This is a genomic window from Oceanobacillus luteolus (assembly GCF_042678205.1).
GTDB lineage: Bacteria > Bacillota > Bacilli > Bacillales > Amphibacillaceae > Oceanobacillus > Oceanobacillus luteolus.
In genome coordinates this window covers 1-17,451 of record NZ_JBHUDE010000159.1, presented here as the reverse complement: position 1 = coordinate 17,451, position 17,451 = coordinate 1, and the positions used below count along the sequence as shown (strand labels likewise).

Here is a 17,451-nt window from a genome sequence, read left to right as displayed (position 1 = left end):
TTCTCATGAAGTTACGGATAGAAAACCGATAAGATGATTCAGTAATGTAGTCGGTCCAGGCATTTTCTCCAATGGCAAAAATGAAAGTATAGCACATACACCAAAAATAAATATTAGAGTAGCTTTTTCAGTTTTGGAGGCATTTTTTATTAAATTCCAATCAACAGCGATAATGATACCAATCAATATAAGCATAACGATGATCGGCACTATTCTTTCACCTCATCTTTCGGCAAGAATCCCGGCGGACCAATATAACCAGGTTTTTGGACAATTACGGTAAGATCAATATCGACTTCCACCTCTTGATATTTACTATCCCATTCACTTTTTGCTTCTTTCCACTCTTGTGGGTAATGTTGATGAAACTTTCTTCCGAACTGAAGTACATCCGTATTCATCTCTTGAAGTTTGCTAATAAGATCTGCTATTTTTCCTTCCAACACTTCTTTATACCTTTTCTCGATTTGCTTAATTACCTGTTCATGCATAATATTGAAATGTGTTTCGTTCTGTATAATTTCTCCTTCTACAGAAACAACAACATCCATTTTCCATTGCCCATCCTGCACTTCAGGTATGTACTTAACTCTACCTGAAGCAACTTTCATTGTAATATCCCCACTCTCTTCAGGTAAACTTGCAGATACAACCCCTCTTGTCACATCCCCTTGTAACCACAATAAATATTGAGTTTCCATAATATCGAGTAAGCCCGCCTGTTGATCACCATGAAAAGTCGCCGTAGCAGAAATAACTGGTATTGTCTTCTGTTGAGCATTTCCAGCTGCTTCTAAAGGAATAATATAGGGAATCGAAACGCTCTTCCCTTCCCCCATTAACCCTTTATCTACATCCCGTAACGTCGTACCTAAACCTACTTCCTCATCTGTTAATTTACTTAACACTTCTGCAGAATATCTTTCGAGAGGCGGGGTCAGTTCCAAAGTGCCCTTCGCTTCTCCCTGGCTTACAAATAAAAAAGCTCCTCCTCTTGGTCCCGGGTGCCGGGCTAAATAGTCCAACTCTTCTCGTATCCCATCCTTTGCGAGCTCTTCTCCAAGAATAAATATTTTACATTGTCCCCAAAAAATCCTTCGCGGAACATTCACTTGCAATAAGGAGATGGCACTTGCAAGGTTCTCTCCCACACCCTCTCTTACAAAGGTAGCCCCTGAACCGGGATCTTCCCCCGTCTCCCCACTCGTAATTGCACGTGGTATAAAAATTTGGACGGAGATCCTCGTCTGTCCATCTTCAAGTTTATCAATTGCAGCAGCCGTAATGATAGCAAGGTTTTGCAACTCTACTCTGTCCCAGCAACCGGATAAGAGTGGAAGGCTTAGCACTAAAACAAGAATCATTTTCTTCAATTGGTTTTCCGCCCCCTCATCCCACGTGCTAAAGCGATAAGTAGTAAACAAAGAGGTAGTATGACTTGAACCAGAAGGAAATAAGTTGGCTGAATGTTCTTCATGTAATCCACTAAGACTACATAATTCGGCAAGCCCCACTGACTAAACAGTATAATAAACAGACTGATCGGATAAACAACAATTCGATAATCAGACAACCTCAATAATTGAGCAAGCGCCAAGCTAACTACATAGAGAAACATAGATATCTTTACAAAGTTACCTAGAACCCAAGAAGCTGTAATAATCACCTCAAAGTTTTCAAAAAAGTCAAATACTGATATTGCGCGGATAAGGGAATAGACTGGATATAGTTGATTGCCTGCGGTTACCCCAAGTACAGTAAGCACAAAAAAATTGACGTAAAAAAAAATGAGCATAATATATATAGTTGCCAATATCCCTGGCTTTACACTGATTTTCTCTCTATTAAGAAATGGAAAAATAAATGCCAGCAAGAAAAGCTCACTATACCATGCACCGAAGACAAAACCGCCCTTCAAGACAGGCGTAATCCCATTTTCCATAATAGGAAGCAGGAGGCTTACATCCATATCTTTAATCAGCAATAATAAAGAAAGTGAGGATAGCATGAATATCGTCGTACAAATGACGGCGCTTCTTGCAATCACCTCAATACCACCACGCACCGCCAAGGCACTTACTACCATTATGCTAAGGGAGAAAATTAGTTCTGGAGTTTCTGTCAATACGTTCATCGTAATAAAATCCGTATATTGCCGAACAATTAGCCCAGTATTATGGAGGTAAAAGAAGATGAGAAAAAAACTGAGCATAGAACCGAGTATTTTTCCGAGAATTTTTTCATTATATTGAATCGGAGTCATTCTCGGAAACAGTTCATGAAGCTTCCAAACAAGAAAGACAGTAATAAATCCGATGATAGAGCCTGCAATTGGAGTCATCCACATATCATGTACCGCAAGTTGAGCAGCCATTGATGGGATGGAGAGGATCCCCGTAGCAATGATGGTTGGTATAATGATAAATTGCATTTGCAACGTCGATATCTTCCCTTTTTCCAGCAACTATATTTCACTCCCATCTGCGGCTTATTCACTATGATGTTTAGGACCCGGCTTCAAGTTTTCCTTCTGTCTTCTCGGATTATACTTACCAGTCAAATGCGGACGATAATCCATTTTCCATAATGGAGAACGGACAAGCGTATCTTGAAACACTGGCTTTCGCAAGGTACTAATTGGTCCTAGATAAGGTAGACCGAACGATCTCAAGGAGGATAAATGGATTATGATTAAGATAAAGGCAAGCATGACTCCAATTAATCCGATTGCGCCTCCTAATAAAATAATCGGAAAACGTAATAAACGGACCGTTAAACCCATGGAATAACGTGGAACGAGGAAAGAAGCAATTCCAGTAATACTTACAACGATAATCATCGGAGCAGAAACTATGCCAGCTTGAACAGCCGCTTGCCCAATAACAAGAGCCCCTACAATACTCACTGCTGACCCAACTTGTTTCGGCAGACGTATACCGGCCTCTCGCAATGCTTCAAATGCAATCTCCATAATGATAACCTCAATAATCGCCGGAAAAGGAACCGCTTCTCTCGATGAAGCAATGCTGAGCATGAGATTGGTTGGAATCATTTCTTGGTGGAATGTTGTGACCGCCACATAGATAGCCGGGAGGAATAATGAAATACCTAAGAATAAAAACCGAAGACTTCTTACAAAGGTTCCTACCCAGAAACGGTCATAATAATCTTCCTGACTTTGAAACAAACTGAAGAAACTTACGGGAGCAATTAAACAGAATGGGGTGCCGTCAATGAATATAGCTGCTCTCCCTTCAAGTAAATTCCCACTTACTACATCAGGCCGTTCTGTAAATAACATTTGTGGGAATGGAGAATACGGATTATCTTCTATAAACTGTTCAATGTACCCACTTTCCAATACCCCGTCAATTTTTATACGATTTAGACGGTCCTCGATTTCTTTAATTAATCCCGGATCTGCTAATCCATCTATATAAGAAATGACAACCTTCGTTTTTGTATATTTACCGATTTGGAGATTTTTCATTTTCAAAGCAGGATCTTTGATGATGCGCCGCAATAAAGATGTATTCACTCCAATTGATTCTGTAAATCCTTCTCTCGGTCCACGAATGGCCATTTCCGCTTCAGGCTCTGCAATTGAGCGCATCTCAAATTTAGCTATGCCAAACGACAGTGCTTGTTTTTCACCATCTACCAAAAGAATTGGGTTACCATTGGAGATTTCATCGATTCCTTCCACGTATGTAGCTATCTTTTTCATATTCGAGACCGGAATACGATTCTCTACGGATTGAAGAAAATTTTCTTCATTAAACTCAGCCTCTGCTAAGAGTATGTTCAAAACTTGCTCATCTAATTTCTGTGTATCTGTTAATCCTTCTATATATATATAATAGTAGCTTGTCTATTTCCTATAGAAACTGAATGGAAAACGACATCCGTACTTTGTTCATATAGATTGGTAAAAAAAGAAACATTCTCTTCCAGCTTCTCCGAGAACGATTGGTTTGGCACGACGCTTTTCTTGGCAGACCGTTTTGTTCTTCTAAACATAGCTCCTCATCCCCTGAACTGATATATAGATAAATTTCCTCAAGGACGGAAAATTATACATATCTCTTCGTTATAGATATAAGTTATGATTTTAAATAATCTAAGAACGTAACTACTTTAAGTCAGTTAGGACTAAGCCATAAAAAAATATACCCCTTATCAAAAGAGGTATATTTTTTATGTTATTTGATTTTAATTACTTCCAATTCAAACATTTTACCTAAATCTTCAATTTGATCAGCTGTAACTGCAAATGAGAGGACCGTATGATGTCCTCCACCATGTTCAACCCATTTTTTCACGCCTTCATAAAATCCGGATTTTGGAGTATACATTTGACGGGCAACTGGGAGATTTGGAGCCGGTGTTTCCGGTTTATTTCCATCCACCTCATACATCACTAATTTGAATCGGTCGCCAAAGTCAGAAATAGTGATATTCACTGCCTCCCCTTCCGATCCATCAAATACTAATCTTGCAGGATCCTCTTTCCCACCTATTCCAAGTGGATGAACCTCTACTCTAGGTTTTGTGCTAGCAAAAGTCGGATCTACTTCTAACATATGGGAGCCTAAAATAGTCTCTTGTCCTTGAACAAGGTTATACGTATAATCCTCCATGAATCCTGTTGCTTTGTTATGAGACATAATTTTTATTAATCGGTCAAGAGCCGCTGTTTTCCAATCTCCTTCACCAGCAAAGCCATATCCAGCTTCATTCAAACGCTGTACAGCCATGCCAGGTAGCTGCTTCATGCCCCATAAATCTTCAAAGTTTGTTGTGAAGGCACTATAACCCCCACGCTCAAGGAACTTCCTTAGGGCTATTTCAATTCTAATTTGCTCTTTAACTTGCCCTTCGAAAAAACTAGGATCGTTATCGCCAACAACTAACTCATATTTTTCTTCACATTCTTTATATACAGCATCTATTTCCTCTTCTGTTACTTCCTTCATTTCGGCTACGAGGTCACCAATGCCATAATAGTCGACTGTCCAGCCGAATTTAATTTGGGCTTCAATTTTATCTCCATCCGTTACTGCTACATTACGCATATTGTCTCCAAATCTAGCTACTTTAATATGGAAGCTTTCGTTGTAAGCTACAGCTACATCCATCCATTGCTTGATTTCATTTTGCAGACGTTCTTCTTTCCAGTGACCGACAACTATTTTATTGTTTTTATTTAATCGAGCATTGATAAAACCATATTCCCTGTCACCATGTGCACTTTGGTGCAAGTTCATGTAATCCATATCAATCGTATCCCAAGGAATATCATTAGCAAATTGAGTATTTAAATGAAGTAATGGCTTTTGTAGTAATTTAGTTCCTCTAATCCAGTTTTTTGCTGGAGAGAATGTATGCATCCAAGTGATGACACCTGCAACACGATCATTATAGTTTATTTCTTTCATAACTTGCGTAATACTGTCCGCCGTGGTTACAACCGTTTTAAATACAATCGGATAAGGGAAGTCACCCTTTTCATTTAGTTCATTAATGATTGCAACTGTATTTTTCTTTACTTCATTTAATGTTTCTTCCCCATATAAGTGCTGACTTCCTACAACAAACCAAAATTCGTATTCATTTGTTTTTAACATCCATACACCCTCCTCTAATTTTTAAAGCCACTTTACCTATCTGATTAAAGAATATAAATATATAAAATTAGTATGGTAGATTCAAAAAGTGAATCCCATATGTAAACCGCTTACATAAAATAATAAAATATTTATACGTATAAGTCAAATGATATTTTATTTATACGCATAATAAAACAATTCCTGTTAACATAAGTTGTAATTTATATGCTATCCATTAGGTATTTATTTAGCTTATATAATTTAACAAACAACCAAAATCACGAATCGCATTAAAATAACAGTATTAACTATAAGCAAATGAAATGTTTAGTAATCTAAAACCCAAAATTGATACGTACAAAAATTAAACTGTTGATTTATTCGGATAACGGTGTTAACATCATTTTATGAAAGCCTTTACCTATCTTTAAAGAATTCATAGAAAAGAGGCGGTACTACAAAGTAATGATGAGTTTCAACAAAAGATCATGGTTGTCCTTATAAGTATAGGTAATTTATTTTTATTCGCAGCCTTTATATCATTTTATTTGTAAGCCTTTTCCAAAACCAGAAAATTATTTTTAATATAATTTTACTGAGCGATCGGATTATTCTTAAGGAGGGAAACACAATGGTTAAAGAAAAAAAAGTATCACATAAATTTATATACTTCTTTGGAGCTTTCGGCGGTATCTTATTCGGGTACGATATCGGTGTTATGACAGGAGCGTTGCCATTCCTCCAACAGGATTGGGGACTTGATAATGCCGCTACCATCGGATGGATCACATCTTCTATCATGTTAGGGGCAATTTTTGGAGGCGCTTTAGCAGGTCAATTGTCTGACCGCTTTGGAAGACGAAAGATGATTCTAGCTACTTCCGTCATTTTCGTCATCGGCTCCATACTTTCTGGGATGGCACCGCCAGACGGAAGCTTATTCTTAATTCTTGTCAGAGTATTTCTAGGTTTAGCTGTTGGTGCTGCTTCTGCATTAGTACCAGCTTACATGTCAGAAATGGCTCCAGCACATTTGCGAGGACGCCTCTCAGGAATTAACCAAACAATGATTGTGTCTGGAATGTTGCTTTCCTATATTGTTGACTTTCTACTTAGTGGTTTACCAACAACGATAGCTTGGCGTTCTATGCTTGCAATGGCAGCGGTTCCAGCTGTAATCCTATTTATCGGAGTATTGAGATTACCAGAGTCACCTCGTTTTCTTATTAAAAATAATAAATTGGACGAAGCTCGAACCGTTCTAGGATACCTACGTCCAAACAAAAAAGCCATTGATGCTGAAATTAAAGAAATCCAAGAAAGCAGTAAACAGGAGAAACAAAACGTATCTTGGGGTGCCTTACTCGATAGTAAGTATCGTTATCTAGTTATAGCTGGTGTAGGTGTTGCTGCGTTCCAGCAATTCCAAGGGGCAAATGCGATCTTCTACTATATTCCGCTTATCGTTGAACAAGCGACTGGACAAGCAGCAAGTTCGGCATTGTTGTGGCCGATCATCCAAGGTATCATTCTTGTCATTGGATCATTAGTCTTCCTTGTAATTGCTGATAAATTTAAACGCCGTACATTATTGACACTTGGTGGAACGGTAATGGGACTTTCTTTTATTTTCCCAGCAATTCTAAACGTTTTGGTTCCTAATGCGGATCCAATGTTGATCGTTGTATTCTTGAGTATTTATGTAGCATTCTATTCCTTTACTTGGGCACCTTTAACATGGGTTATTGTAGGAGAGATTTTCCCGTTATTAATACGTGGACGTGCTTCCGGCTTAGCCTCATCCTTTAACTGGATAGGTTCATTCCTAGTTGGTCTACTGTTCCCAATAATGACTGCATCCATGGCTCAAGAAGCTGTGTTTGCCATTTTCGGTGTCATCTGTTTACTTGGAGTAGCCTTTATCCGCATTCGTGTCCCTGAAACTATGGGTCGCACTTTAGAGGAGATTGAGAAGATTGGGGAAAGAAAAGGATTGGAAAAAAAAGGAGCTTAGTCGAAACAGCTCAACAGGAATGGAGGAGAAATAATGTACATTAAGGAAACATCTCAGGCAATTCAACGTGGTGATGTATATCTTGGAATAGAATTAGGATCTACTCGGATTAAAGCTGTTTTAATCAACGATAAATATGAAACCATCTCCGTTGGAAGTTATGCATGGGAAAATAAGTTTGAAAACGGTATCTGGACCTATTCACTTGATGATGTGTGGAAAGGGATCCAAAGTAGTTACCTCCAAATGGCAGCAGATGTGGAGAGCAAATTCCACACGAAACTAACTAAGATTCGCTCTATTGGTGTAAGTGCCATGATGCATGGTTATTTAGCTTTTTCACAGGATGGTACACTGCTTACTCCTTTTCGAACATGGCGCAATAATACAACAGAGAAAGCTGCAATTGAACTTACGGAATTATTTCAATTCAATATACCAGAAAGATGGAGCATCGCTCATCTTTACCAAGCAATCCTAGACGAGGAATCACATGTTGAGGATGTTAACTTTTTAACGACTTTAGCTGGTTATGTCCATTGGAAATTATCAGGAGAAAAAGTTTTAGGTATTGGTGATGCCTCTGGTGTGTTCCCTATTGACGAGAATACTGGTAATTATTCTGAGGAACTTCTACTTAAATTTGAAAATATGAAACGTGTATCAGCTTATGAGTGGAATATTAGAAGTATATTACCAACTGTATTAAAAGCAGGCGATGTAGCAGGCAACTTAACAGAGGAAGGAGCTAAGCTGCTTGATGTGAACGGATATTTACAGGCGGGAAGTTTCATGGCTCCACCAGAAGGGGATGCAGGAACCGGTATGGTCAGTACGAACAGTGTACGCAAACAAACAGGAAATATTTCTGTTGGAACTTCAGCGTTTTCAATGATTGTGCTTGATAAACCACTAAAAAAGGTTTATAGAGATATCGACATTGTTACTACTCCTACAGGGAATCCTGTTGCAATGGTCCATACCAATAATTGTTCATCTGATATTAATGCCTGGGCAAATATATTTAAAGAATTCGCAGAAAGGCTCGGTATAGAAATCGAGCCCGACAAATTATATGAATCCCTATTTCTTACTACTACGAAAGCAGACCCAGATGCCGGAGGATTGATTAATTACAGTTATCTTTCGGGTGAGAACATTACAAAAATGCCGGAAGGACGTCCCCTATTTGTAAGGGATGTCAATAGTTCGTTTACATTGGCGAACTTTATTCTCACACAGTTATATGCTGCTTTTGCTCCTTTAAAAATTGGTATGGATATCTTGTACAATGAAGAGGAGATTCAAACAAATGTCTTAATAGCCCAAGGAGGTCTGTTCAAAACAACAGTCATTGCTCAACAGATTTTGTCCAATGCCTTAAATACGCCAATCACTGTTATGAACACTGCGAGTGAAGGCGGAGCTTGGGGTATGGCGGTATTGGCTGCATACACCAAGTTTGGGAATGAGAATATGAACTTGGAGGACTTCTTAGACCAGTATGTATTCGTAAATCCTAATAGCTCTACCTTAAGTCCGGAACCTCAAGGGGTTGAGGGGTATGAGACATTCATCAATAATTACAAAGCCGGCTTACCCGTTGAAGAGGCAGCGATAAAATATATTTAATTTGACGCATCCATTTAAAAGAGAGCTGAGACACAACTCGTAGTTTGTCTCAGCTCTCTTTTTCTATAATTTCCTTAGAAGCTAGGGGAAGTACTGAATCTCGCTCAATGATTTCAGGTTCATATACTTTTGAAGTAACTTCTTGTTTATTTATCAGATCAATCATCATTTTTCCTGCGTCCAACCCCATTTTTTCCTGTGGATGCCGGATCGTTGTCAGTCGTGGGTTGATATAATTCGAGAATCGATAATCATCTACCCCAATTATCGAAATATCTTGTGGGACACTCAAACCAATTTCTTTAGCAAATTTAATTACTTGAATAGCTAATTGATCGTTATAGCAAACAATAGCAGTTGGTACATCGTTCGAACGGGTCAGCATCATGTGAAGTTTTTTAAACAAGTTATCAATATTTTCTTCCGTCTGAAACATCATAATATCGCCCATATTTAATAACTCCGGCTGCTCTTGATAAGCTTTGATAAAACCATTCATTCTATCAATCCCCTGCTTATCATCCACTTTAAATATACCAACGATTTGCTTATGTCCCTTGGAAATTAGATAGTTAGTCGCAAGTTCACCAGTCTTTACATCATCCATGATCAAATATGGTATATCGAGGTCATCATAAACTGCATTAATCGACAACATGGGGATACCCATCGATTTGATATTATCGTAAATTCCTTTATTGTAATCATTCCGAGCGCTTTTGGTTGGCTCAATAATTATACCAGATAAATTATTATTTAGTAGATTTGTAAGGCTTCTACGCTCTTTCTCAGGACTGTTTTGCGTGTCTGTTATGAGAATGGAATAACCATAATTAGATAGGTAATTATCGATTCCTGTAATGATATTCGGGAAAATATAATTAGCGATATGTGTGGAAATAAGCCCGATTGTCTTATGTTGAATTTGTGTTTTCGGTTTACTTTTCCAATCGTTAACAAATATTCCAGCACCTTGAATTCGGTATACATAATTATCTTTTTCAAGTTCATCAATCGCACGTCTTACTGTAAATCTACTGACATCGTAAACCTTCATCATTTCTGACTCAGTAGGCAATTTATCATTTACTTGATATACTTCCGATAGGATTTTTTCTTGTATATTTTGTTTGATTCGTTCATATTTTTTAACCATATTGAATCCCCTTTAATTCCATACGACCTATAATAAAGAATAATCTTTCTATATACAGAAATTTCTATTATGTGTAGACAAGTTTAATTATAGCATACCTATAATCATTATTATTGGTTGTAAATAAAAAGTCTAAACCTATACGGTAAGATTTAGGTACGTTTAACTTGCATCAAATAAAAAAACCATTAAGAAATTAGAATGCTTCTTAATGGCAGTATCTTGAAAGATTTGAATCTAATTATAACTCTATAAGACTATTTTTGACCGTAATAAGCATTTGCGCCATGCTTCCTCAAAAAGTGCTTATCCAAAAGATAAGAATCCATCTCAATTCCATGTGGATTCAATTGTAATGTATGGTAAGTCATTTTAGCTACCTCTTCCAATACGACCGCATGGTGTACAGCATCTTGTGCAGATTTCCCCCATGTAAAAGGACCATGATCATTGACTAACACTGCTGGAACATAATCTGGATTAATCTTACGTTCTTCAAACGTCTCAACGATAACATCTCCAGTTTGTCTTTCATATTCACTAGATACTTCAGATTCTGTCATCTTCCTTGTTACAGGGACGGGGCCATAAAATGTATCAGCATGAGTAGTTCCTGATGACGGAATATCAATACCAGCTTGGGCGAATGTTACAGCCCAAGGAGAGTGTGTATGAACAATGCCTTTAATATTAGGAAATTGATTATATAAAACAACATGCGTTGCTGTATCACTCGATGGATTCAATTCCCCTTCAACAACATTACCTTTCAAATCAACGACCACCATATGCTCTGGCAACAGTTCTTCATAAGGTATGCCACTAGGCTTAATAACAATTAAATTTTCATTTCTATCTATTCCACTAACATTTCCCCATGTAAAAGTAACAAGATTATATTTCGGAAGTAACATGTTCGCTTCATAAACTTCTAGTTTTAGCTGTTCTAACATAATCAGTCATCCTTTTTAGCATTTTTTTAGTTCAAGTTGGATGGATCATTTGAAAGATTGCCTCAAAACTTCTATTAACTCTACGTATTATTCTCTTCATACTAATGTCATCATATTATATTTGTACGTACAAGTCAATTGAGTTATACTTAAATTAAGCATTTTAATACGGACTAATTAAGATACATAAATTTCATTCGTATAACTGGTAATGTTTTATTGTAAACGCTTGCCAAAAGCTAAATTCAAGCGCAATTCAACTTAACGATTTATTAAAATATCTATAGGTTGGTGAATCAAGTGATTACACGAAAAGAAATAGCAAGTAACTTAGAGCGTCCTCTTATGCAATATACTGTTAATAATGGTAATGGATACGCTTTTACCTGTTTGAATTATGGAGCTACATTAACTTCTATTATGATGCCAGATAGAAATGGAATCATAGATAACATCTTGCTCGGTTTTAACGGACCCACAGACTTTTTGAATGACCAGACGTATTTCTTCGGAAAGGCAATCGGCAGAGTTGGTGGGAGAATAAAAGGTGGTCTGTTCCACTATAAAAATCAGGAATTCCTATTACCTAGGAATGAAGGAGACAACACCTTACATGGTGGGGTTAACGGCTTTCATCATATGTGGTGGGATGTTTCGGAAACTGAAAAGGGACTAACTTTCACTAAAGTAATTAATCCGGAAATGGATGGCTTTCCTGGCAAGTTGGAAGTTACTATTACATATAGATGGGGAGAAAACAATCAATTTCATGTTGAATTTTATGCTATAAATAAATCCGATACACCTACACTCTTTAATCCCACTACACATATTTATTTCAATTTAAACAATGATAAGTTAAAGGGATTGAATAATCATAAACTATCCATCAGCGCCGAACAGCTGTTAGAGCTGGACCAGCAACAAATTCCAACTGGAGAATTTATAAATGTAACAAACACACCCTTCGACTTTCGGAAAGAACAAAATCTATCAGAAATGCTGCACTCACTAAAACAGCTCAATATATCAGGATATGATCATCCTTATCATGTAACCGGGCCAAAGGCTGCTAGATTAAGCAATTTAAATAATGGACGAATTGTTGAAATCCAATCCGATCGAAACGGTCTAGTTTTTTATTCATTAAACAAAACTCATCCTCACATAAAGGTGAATGAGGGGAATCATCTATTCCCTCATATGGCTGTAGCATTGGAACCCCAAACTTTACCTGATGCTAATCATCACCCTGATTTTGGAGATATTGTCTTACCTGCTAATACCGAAAAGAAATATGAAATTACTTATAAACTATCAGTAATATAAGAGTAACCGATGTTCCTTCATCAATTCTGAAGGAACATCGGTTTTTTACCCAACTTTTAACATGGTTACGTACCATCATTAATTAACTACAACTGCTGTTTTCTCCAATTCCTTCCCTAAAAACTTCGCAACCTCCAACATCCCATACTTTCCACTTACAGCTTCGGCATCACTGTTGTAGTTCGTATTTGTGTTGATGTCATACGTATAGATTTTTCCGTCCTTATCCTCAATAAATTCGATACCTGCGATTTGGATGCCATTCGCTTGAAGGAGTTTTTCATATTTGTCAATTATAGGATGATCAAAGCCTTCCCTCACTTTGAATTTAGCTGGCGCTTCGCTTTCTTCACCGACTGGGCAAAAAGCATCCTCTATGGAGCAAGCGTCTGCCGGACATAATTCAAACCCTTCTGATGTATCTACACGAACCGCATAAAGGAATTTACCGCCCACAAATTCACAGCGTGTAATATATGATTCCGGTGATTCGATATAATCTTGCAGCAGTGTAATTCCGTCCACCGGCTCTTCGAACTCTTCACTTTCGACATAACGCTGTAACGCTTCAACAGAATCGAACAATCGGACGCCGAGTCCTTTTCCAGCACGATTATGTTTTGTTATGAACTTCTTGCCTCGGAAGTTTTCAGCTGCGTTCAAGATCTCATCTTTTCCAACTGCTATTACCGTCCGTGGAGTTTCAATCCCAAACTTCTCAAGTTCCAAATATTGCAGAACCTTGCTGACTTCCAGCTGCAATACGCGACTGCCATTGATCACGGTTCTACCATGTTGTTCCAGCCAAGTTAAGACCGCACTCGTCAACTCCGGAGCAAAACGATGACCTCTCGTGTGGGACGACGCACTCATACGACTGTAGAAGACTCCTTCTGGTGGTACAGAAGCCAGATCCACCGTCCCCTTATCCAAATGCCATTCTTCATAAGGCAGATTCAATTCCTCCAAGCGTTTCGTCAAATGATCGGTCCATTCTTTATTTTCATGCAGAACATATATTTTACTCATCAACATACTCTCCTATTGTTTAGTTTTTTGCTAACTCGCTGCGTAATTCTTCTACTTTAGGCATGACTTGTTTGGAAAATCGTTCGAGTTCTTCTAGCTGGGGAGAACTTTGTAATAATAATAAATCTACTCCTGCTTCCTCAAACGCTAAAATCTGTTTCGCTATTTGCTCAGGTGTTCCGATTAAATTCGGACGAAGCCCACGATTCGATACAGAATAATCTTGTAATGCAATCTTCTGCTCTAGCTCAGACTTCGTTGTAAAGTCTTTAAATCCAGCATATCCGCTTAAATCATCTACGGTCGTAATCCGTTCCAACTCGGCTTGCGCTTCTTCCACCGTATCCCGGCAAATCACATATGCCGCCATCCCGATTGTACGGAAAGGCTCACGTCCCGCTTGCTTTCTCCGTTCCTTTATTTCATCGATTTTCGTTTTTGCTTCTTCCACCTTATGGCCATGAATCACATACGCATCACATAAGGAGGAAATGACCTGTTTTCCTTTTTCACTTTCTCCGCCTGCATAAAGAATCGGGTTTGGACGTTGAACTGGCTTTGGTTCTAGTTTCGTATCCTCGATATGATAGAACTTGCCTTTAAAGGAGAACGTATCTTCCGTCCATAAGCCTTTTAATATTTGAATGAATTCTTCGGTTCGTGCATAACGCTCGTCATGCGCTGTGAATTCACCGCCGTATTGTTTTGCTTCCCCTTCCCACCAGCCAGAGACTATATTCAGCGTAAAGCGTCCATTAGAAATATGGTCGATATTTGCAGCCATTTTCGCTGTAACTGCTGGATTATGGTAAATTGGGCGGACGGCTGTCATGATTTCAATTTTCTCCGTCACTGCCGCTAATGCAGCTGCGGTTGACCACGCCTCTAATGAATCGTGATCTGTACCTTTGATGTCATTCAAGTACAACTCAGCAATTAACGTTGTATCATAGCCCCAATTTTCCGCAGATTGGATGACTTTCTTCGCATATTCATAAGTAGGTGGCATTTTTTCATCTTTTACATTACGTAACCATCCTCCAAAAATCGGCAACCAAAATCCATATTTCATCTTCCCCACTCCTCATCTCTCTCTTAATCTATATAAAATAAAAAAACCTTTCTCTAAAAAATAGAAAAAGGGTCCAATCACAATATTACTTTCCTCTTCCTATCTTCCAAGCAATACATGCTTGATGGAATTAGCACAGTATTCTCTGTTAGAACCTGTTGCCGAGGCTTCCGTGGGCCATATCCCTCCACCTCTCTTGATAAGAAATTATTCGATTATTACCAATCCTAAAGTAATTAAAATCATTTGTCAATTAAAAAAATCGCACTTGACTTATCGGAATAATTCACATAGAATATGAAATAATTTAATAATTAAGAGTTCTTATCAAGAGAAGCTGAGGGACCTGGCCCGATGAAGCTTCAGCAACCTCTGATTTATCGAATCAGAAAGGTGCTAAATCCGGCAAGAAATAATTCTTGAGAGATAAGAGATGAATGTAACCAATCCCTATTTCTCAAGTTTATGAAAGAGAGGGATTTTTTTAATGCTCTAAATGATGAACAGTGTCTAAGTCGCCGTTCGTTATCTACTGATTCGAAACCTTAAAATATGAAAATACTCTTAGAAAGGAGTTATATCATGAGTGAAATTATTATACTTTCCGGAAGTCCTTCTGAAAATTCGGGTTCTGACAAAGTATTGTTATATTTAGGTTCCTTACTGGAGAAGGAAGGTTTATCTGTAACCCACCTTTCCGTAAAAGATGTCCCTTATCAAGATTTGTTTGAAGGGAGATATAATAGTCCTTCTGTCGTCGGCATCACCAGACTCATTCAGAATTCAAAAGGTGTACTCGTCGGCTCACCAGTATACAAAAGTTCCTACACCGGCGTATTAAAAGCACTGATTGATCTGCTGCCACCAGATGTATTTGAACATAAACCAGTACTCCCATTGATGAGTGGAGGAAGCGCCTCCCATCTATTGGCACTCGAGTACTCCCTGAAACCTCTGCTGGCAAGTCTTAAAGCACATAATTTAAAAGGCATTTATCTCATAAACGAACAAATCGATAAACGAAAAGATACCCCGATAATCGATGAAGAACTTCTACAACGTGCAGAAAAACAACTGAACTATTTCATCCATCTCGTGAACAGGCAAAAACAAGCTACACCAGTATTTTTACAACAATAGGAGGAATAGCATTGAGTAAAAAACGAATCTATTTAAACGCGTTTGACATGAATACACCTGGGCATCAATCTCCAGGTTTATGGGCTCATCCCGAAGACCAATCCCATCGATACAAGGATAGTGAATATTGGATAGAGCTTGCTAAGATTTTAGAAAAAGGACGTTTTGATGGGCTGTTTATTGCTGATGTGCTGGGAACCTACGATGTATACGGCGGATCAAGAGACACTGCGGTTGCACATGGTGTACAATCACCGGTGAATGACCCGTTTCTCATCGTGCCACTGATGTCAGCGGTAACGAAACATCTTGGATTCGGTGTAACCTCCTCCGTGATTCACGAACACCCGTATACTTTTGCACGGAAAATAAGTACACTGGATCATTTGACGAATGGCCGCGTCGGCTGGAATATCGTCACGTCCTACTTGAAGAGTGCCTCTGTAAATATGGGGCTTGATGAACAGATTTCCCACGATGAACGATACGATATTGCAGAGGAATATTTGCAAGTTTGCTTGAAGCTTTGGGAAGAAAGCTGGGAAGATGATGCAGTCAAAGTAGATAAAATCAACCGGATTTATACCGATCCGACTAAGGTTTACGACATCAAGCATGAGGGGAAATACTTTAAAGTACCAGGTGCACATCTGAGTGAACCATCTCCACAACGGACGCCAGTTATATTCCAAGCCGGAGCCTCTACAAAGGGAAGAGCTTTTGCAGCAAGACATGCCGAAGTAATTTTCATCGGTGCACCAAATAAAAATGTAGCCAAAGAAACCGTCCGGAAAATTCGTGAAGAAGTGAAAAAAGCAGGAAAACCACAAGATGCCGTAAAAATTATTACGATGTTCGTTCCAATTACTGGCAGTATAGAAGAAGAAGCGAAACGGAAATATGAGGATTATAAAAGCTATATCAGTAAAGAAGGTGCGCTCGCATTATTTGGCGGTTGGACTGGAGTCGATGTATCCGGCTACGCACCAAATCAGGAAATCAAGTATATTGAAAATGACGCTATTCGTTCAGCCTTAGAAAACTTCACGAAATTAAAATCGGATCGTGCCTCCACCGTACAGGATGTCATTGATGCGATAGGTATTGGGGGAATGGGTGCTTCTGCGATAGGGTCTCCCGAGCAAATAGCGAACACCATGGAAGAATGGGTGGATGAAACCGGAATCGACGGTTTTAATATCGCCTACGCGACCACACCAGGAACTTTCAAAGATTTCGTAGACTATGTAGTGCCTGTACTACAGGAACGAGGGTTGGTCCAAAAAGATTATCAAGGCAACACTTTCCGGGAAAACTTATTCGGAACGAACCGTCGTCTGTCGGGCGAAAAACATTTCGCTTAAAATATCTCGACAAAGAGAAAAAGTGGTATTCGTTTTTCTAGACGAATAGGGCTTGTCAAATAAAGTGTGTAAGTCCCCATTTACTCAAGGTACTTTAACACCCTATCTTTCAGTTCATCATGAAGAAGAAGCTGGTTCATCACCATGGCCCAG

15 protein-coding genes and 2 riboswitches are annotated in these 17,451 nt (G+C 38.6%); of the genes, 5 read left to right on the top strand and 10 right to left on the bottom strand.

Going from position 1 to position 17,451, the window contains the following annotated elements; translation table 11 throughout:
* Nucleotides 1–3: 3 nt before the first annotated feature.
* The 6 genes from ACFSBH_RS18095 to araA form a co-directional block, all read right to left on the bottom strand.
* A complete protein-coding gene (locus ACFSBH_RS18095; protein WP_251515574.1) occupies nt 4–210 on the bottom strand; it encodes a hypothetical protein in 207 nt (68 codons plus the stop codon).
* Nucleotides 210–1,364, bottom strand: a complete 1,155-nt coding sequence (locus ACFSBH_RS18090; RefSeq protein ID WP_379599000.1) for a Ger(x)C family spore germination protein — start codon at nt 1,362–1,364, stop codon at nt 210–212. Before ACFSBH_RS18090 ends, ACFSBH_RS18095 begins: the two co-directional genes overlap by 1 nt.
* Before the next feature lie 5 nt (nt 1,365–1,369).
* The gene (locus tag ACFSBH_RS18085) at nt 1,370–2,464 is read right to left on the bottom strand and encodes a GerAB/ArcD/ProY family transporter (RefSeq protein ID WP_379598956.1); all 1,095 of its coding nucleotides are present in this window, start codon (nt 2,462–2,464) and stop codon (nt 1,370–1,372) included.
* Between the two features lie 24 nt (nt 2,465–2,488).
* Complete coding sequence (locus ACFSBH_RS18080; protein ID WP_379598954.1) at nt 2,489–3,808, bottom strand: spore germination protein; 1,320 nt, start codon at nt 3,806–3,808, stop codon at nt 2,489–2,491.
* Between the two features lie 38 nt (nt 3,809–3,846).
* On the bottom strand, nt 3,847–4,020 hold the full coding sequence (locus ACFSBH_RS18075; protein ID WP_379598952.1) for a hypothetical protein: 174 nt from the start codon (nt 4,018–4,020) through the stop codon (nt 3,847–3,849).
* Nucleotides 4,021–4,202: 182 nt separating this feature from the next.
* Nucleotides 4,203–5,627, bottom strand: a complete 1,425-nt coding sequence (gene araA, locus ACFSBH_RS18070) for an L-arabinose isomerase (RefSeq protein ID WP_251515577.1) — start codon at nt 5,625–5,627, stop codon at nt 4,203–4,205.
* 613 nt (nt 5,628–6,240) lie between these two features.
* On the opposite strand from araA, the gene ACFSBH_RS18065 reads away from it, so the two are divergent.
* Together ACFSBH_RS18065 and ACFSBH_RS18060 are read left to right on the top strand one after the other, a co-directional pair.
* Nucleotides 6,241–7,623 (top strand): sugar porter family MFS transporter, encoded by a 1,383-nt coding sequence (locus tag ACFSBH_RS18065; RefSeq protein ID WP_251515578.1) that lies wholly within the window; start codon nt 6,241–6,243, stop codon nt 7,621–7,623.
* Nucleotides 7,624–7,656: 33 nt separating this feature from the next.
* Nucleotides 7,657–9,255, top strand: coding sequence for a xylulokinase (locus tag ACFSBH_RS18060; protein ID WP_251515579.1), 1,599 nt, complete (start codon nt 7,657–7,659; stop codon nt 9,253–9,255).
* Nucleotides 9,256–9,304: 49 nt separating this feature from the next.
* Here the strand turns inward: ACFSBH_RS18060 and ACFSBH_RS18055 are convergent, their stop codons facing one another.
* Complete coding sequence (locus tag ACFSBH_RS18055) at nt 9,305–10,411, bottom strand: GntR family transcriptional regulator (RefSeq protein WP_379598949.1); 1,107 nt, start codon at nt 10,409–10,411, stop codon at nt 9,305–9,307.
* Between the two features lie 257 nt (nt 10,412–10,668).
* A complete protein-coding gene (locus ACFSBH_RS18050) occupies nt 10,669–11,364 on the bottom strand; it encodes an L-ribulose-5-phosphate 4-epimerase (protein WP_251515580.1) in 696 nt (231 codons plus the stop codon).
* 300 nt (nt 11,365–11,664) lie between these two features.
* On the opposite strand from ACFSBH_RS18050, the gene ACFSBH_RS18045 reads away from it, so the two are divergent.
* On the top strand, nt 11,665–12,693 hold the full coding sequence (locus ACFSBH_RS18045) for an aldose epimerase family protein (protein ID WP_251515581.1): 1,029 nt from the start codon (nt 11,665–11,667) through the stop codon (nt 12,691–12,693).
* A 78-nt stretch (nt 12,694–12,771) separates the two neighbouring features.
* Here the strand turns inward: ACFSBH_RS18045 and ACFSBH_RS18040 are convergent, their stop codons facing one another.
* Nucleotides 12,772–13,722: an ATP-grasp domain-containing protein gene (locus tag ACFSBH_RS18040; RefSeq protein WP_379598946.1), complete on the bottom strand. Its 951-nt coding sequence runs from the start codon at nt 13,720–13,722 to the stop codon at nt 12,772–12,774.
* A gap of 19 nt (nt 13,723–13,741) precedes the next feature.
* Nucleotides 13,742–14,794: an LLM class flavin-dependent oxidoreductase gene (locus ACFSBH_RS18035; RefSeq protein ID WP_379598944.1), complete on the bottom strand. Its 1,053-nt coding sequence runs from the start codon at nt 14,792–14,794 to the stop codon at nt 13,742–13,744.
* A 96-nt stretch (nt 14,795–14,890) separates the two neighbouring features.
* A riboswitch (SAM riboswitch) is annotated at nt 14,891–15,000 on the bottom strand.
* 115 nt (nt 15,001–15,115) lie between these two features.
* Nucleotides 15,116–15,227: riboswitch (SAM riboswitch) on the top strand.
* A 149-nt stretch (nt 15,228–15,376) separates the two neighbouring features.
* On the opposite strand from ACFSBH_RS18035, the gene ssuE reads away from it, so the two are divergent.
* The gene (gene ssuE / locus ACFSBH_RS18030) at nt 15,377–15,934 is read left to right on the top strand and encodes an NADPH-dependent FMN reductase (RefSeq protein WP_251515588.1); all 558 of its coding nucleotides are present in this window, start codon (nt 15,377–15,379) and stop codon (nt 15,932–15,934) included.
* Between the two features lie 11 nt (nt 15,935–15,945).
* Nucleotides 15,946–17,298, top strand: coding sequence for an LLM class flavin-dependent oxidoreductase (locus ACFSBH_RS18025; RefSeq protein ID WP_379598942.1), 1,353 nt, complete (start codon nt 15,946–15,948; stop codon nt 17,296–17,298).
* Nucleotides 17,299–17,451 lie beyond the last annotated feature (153 nt).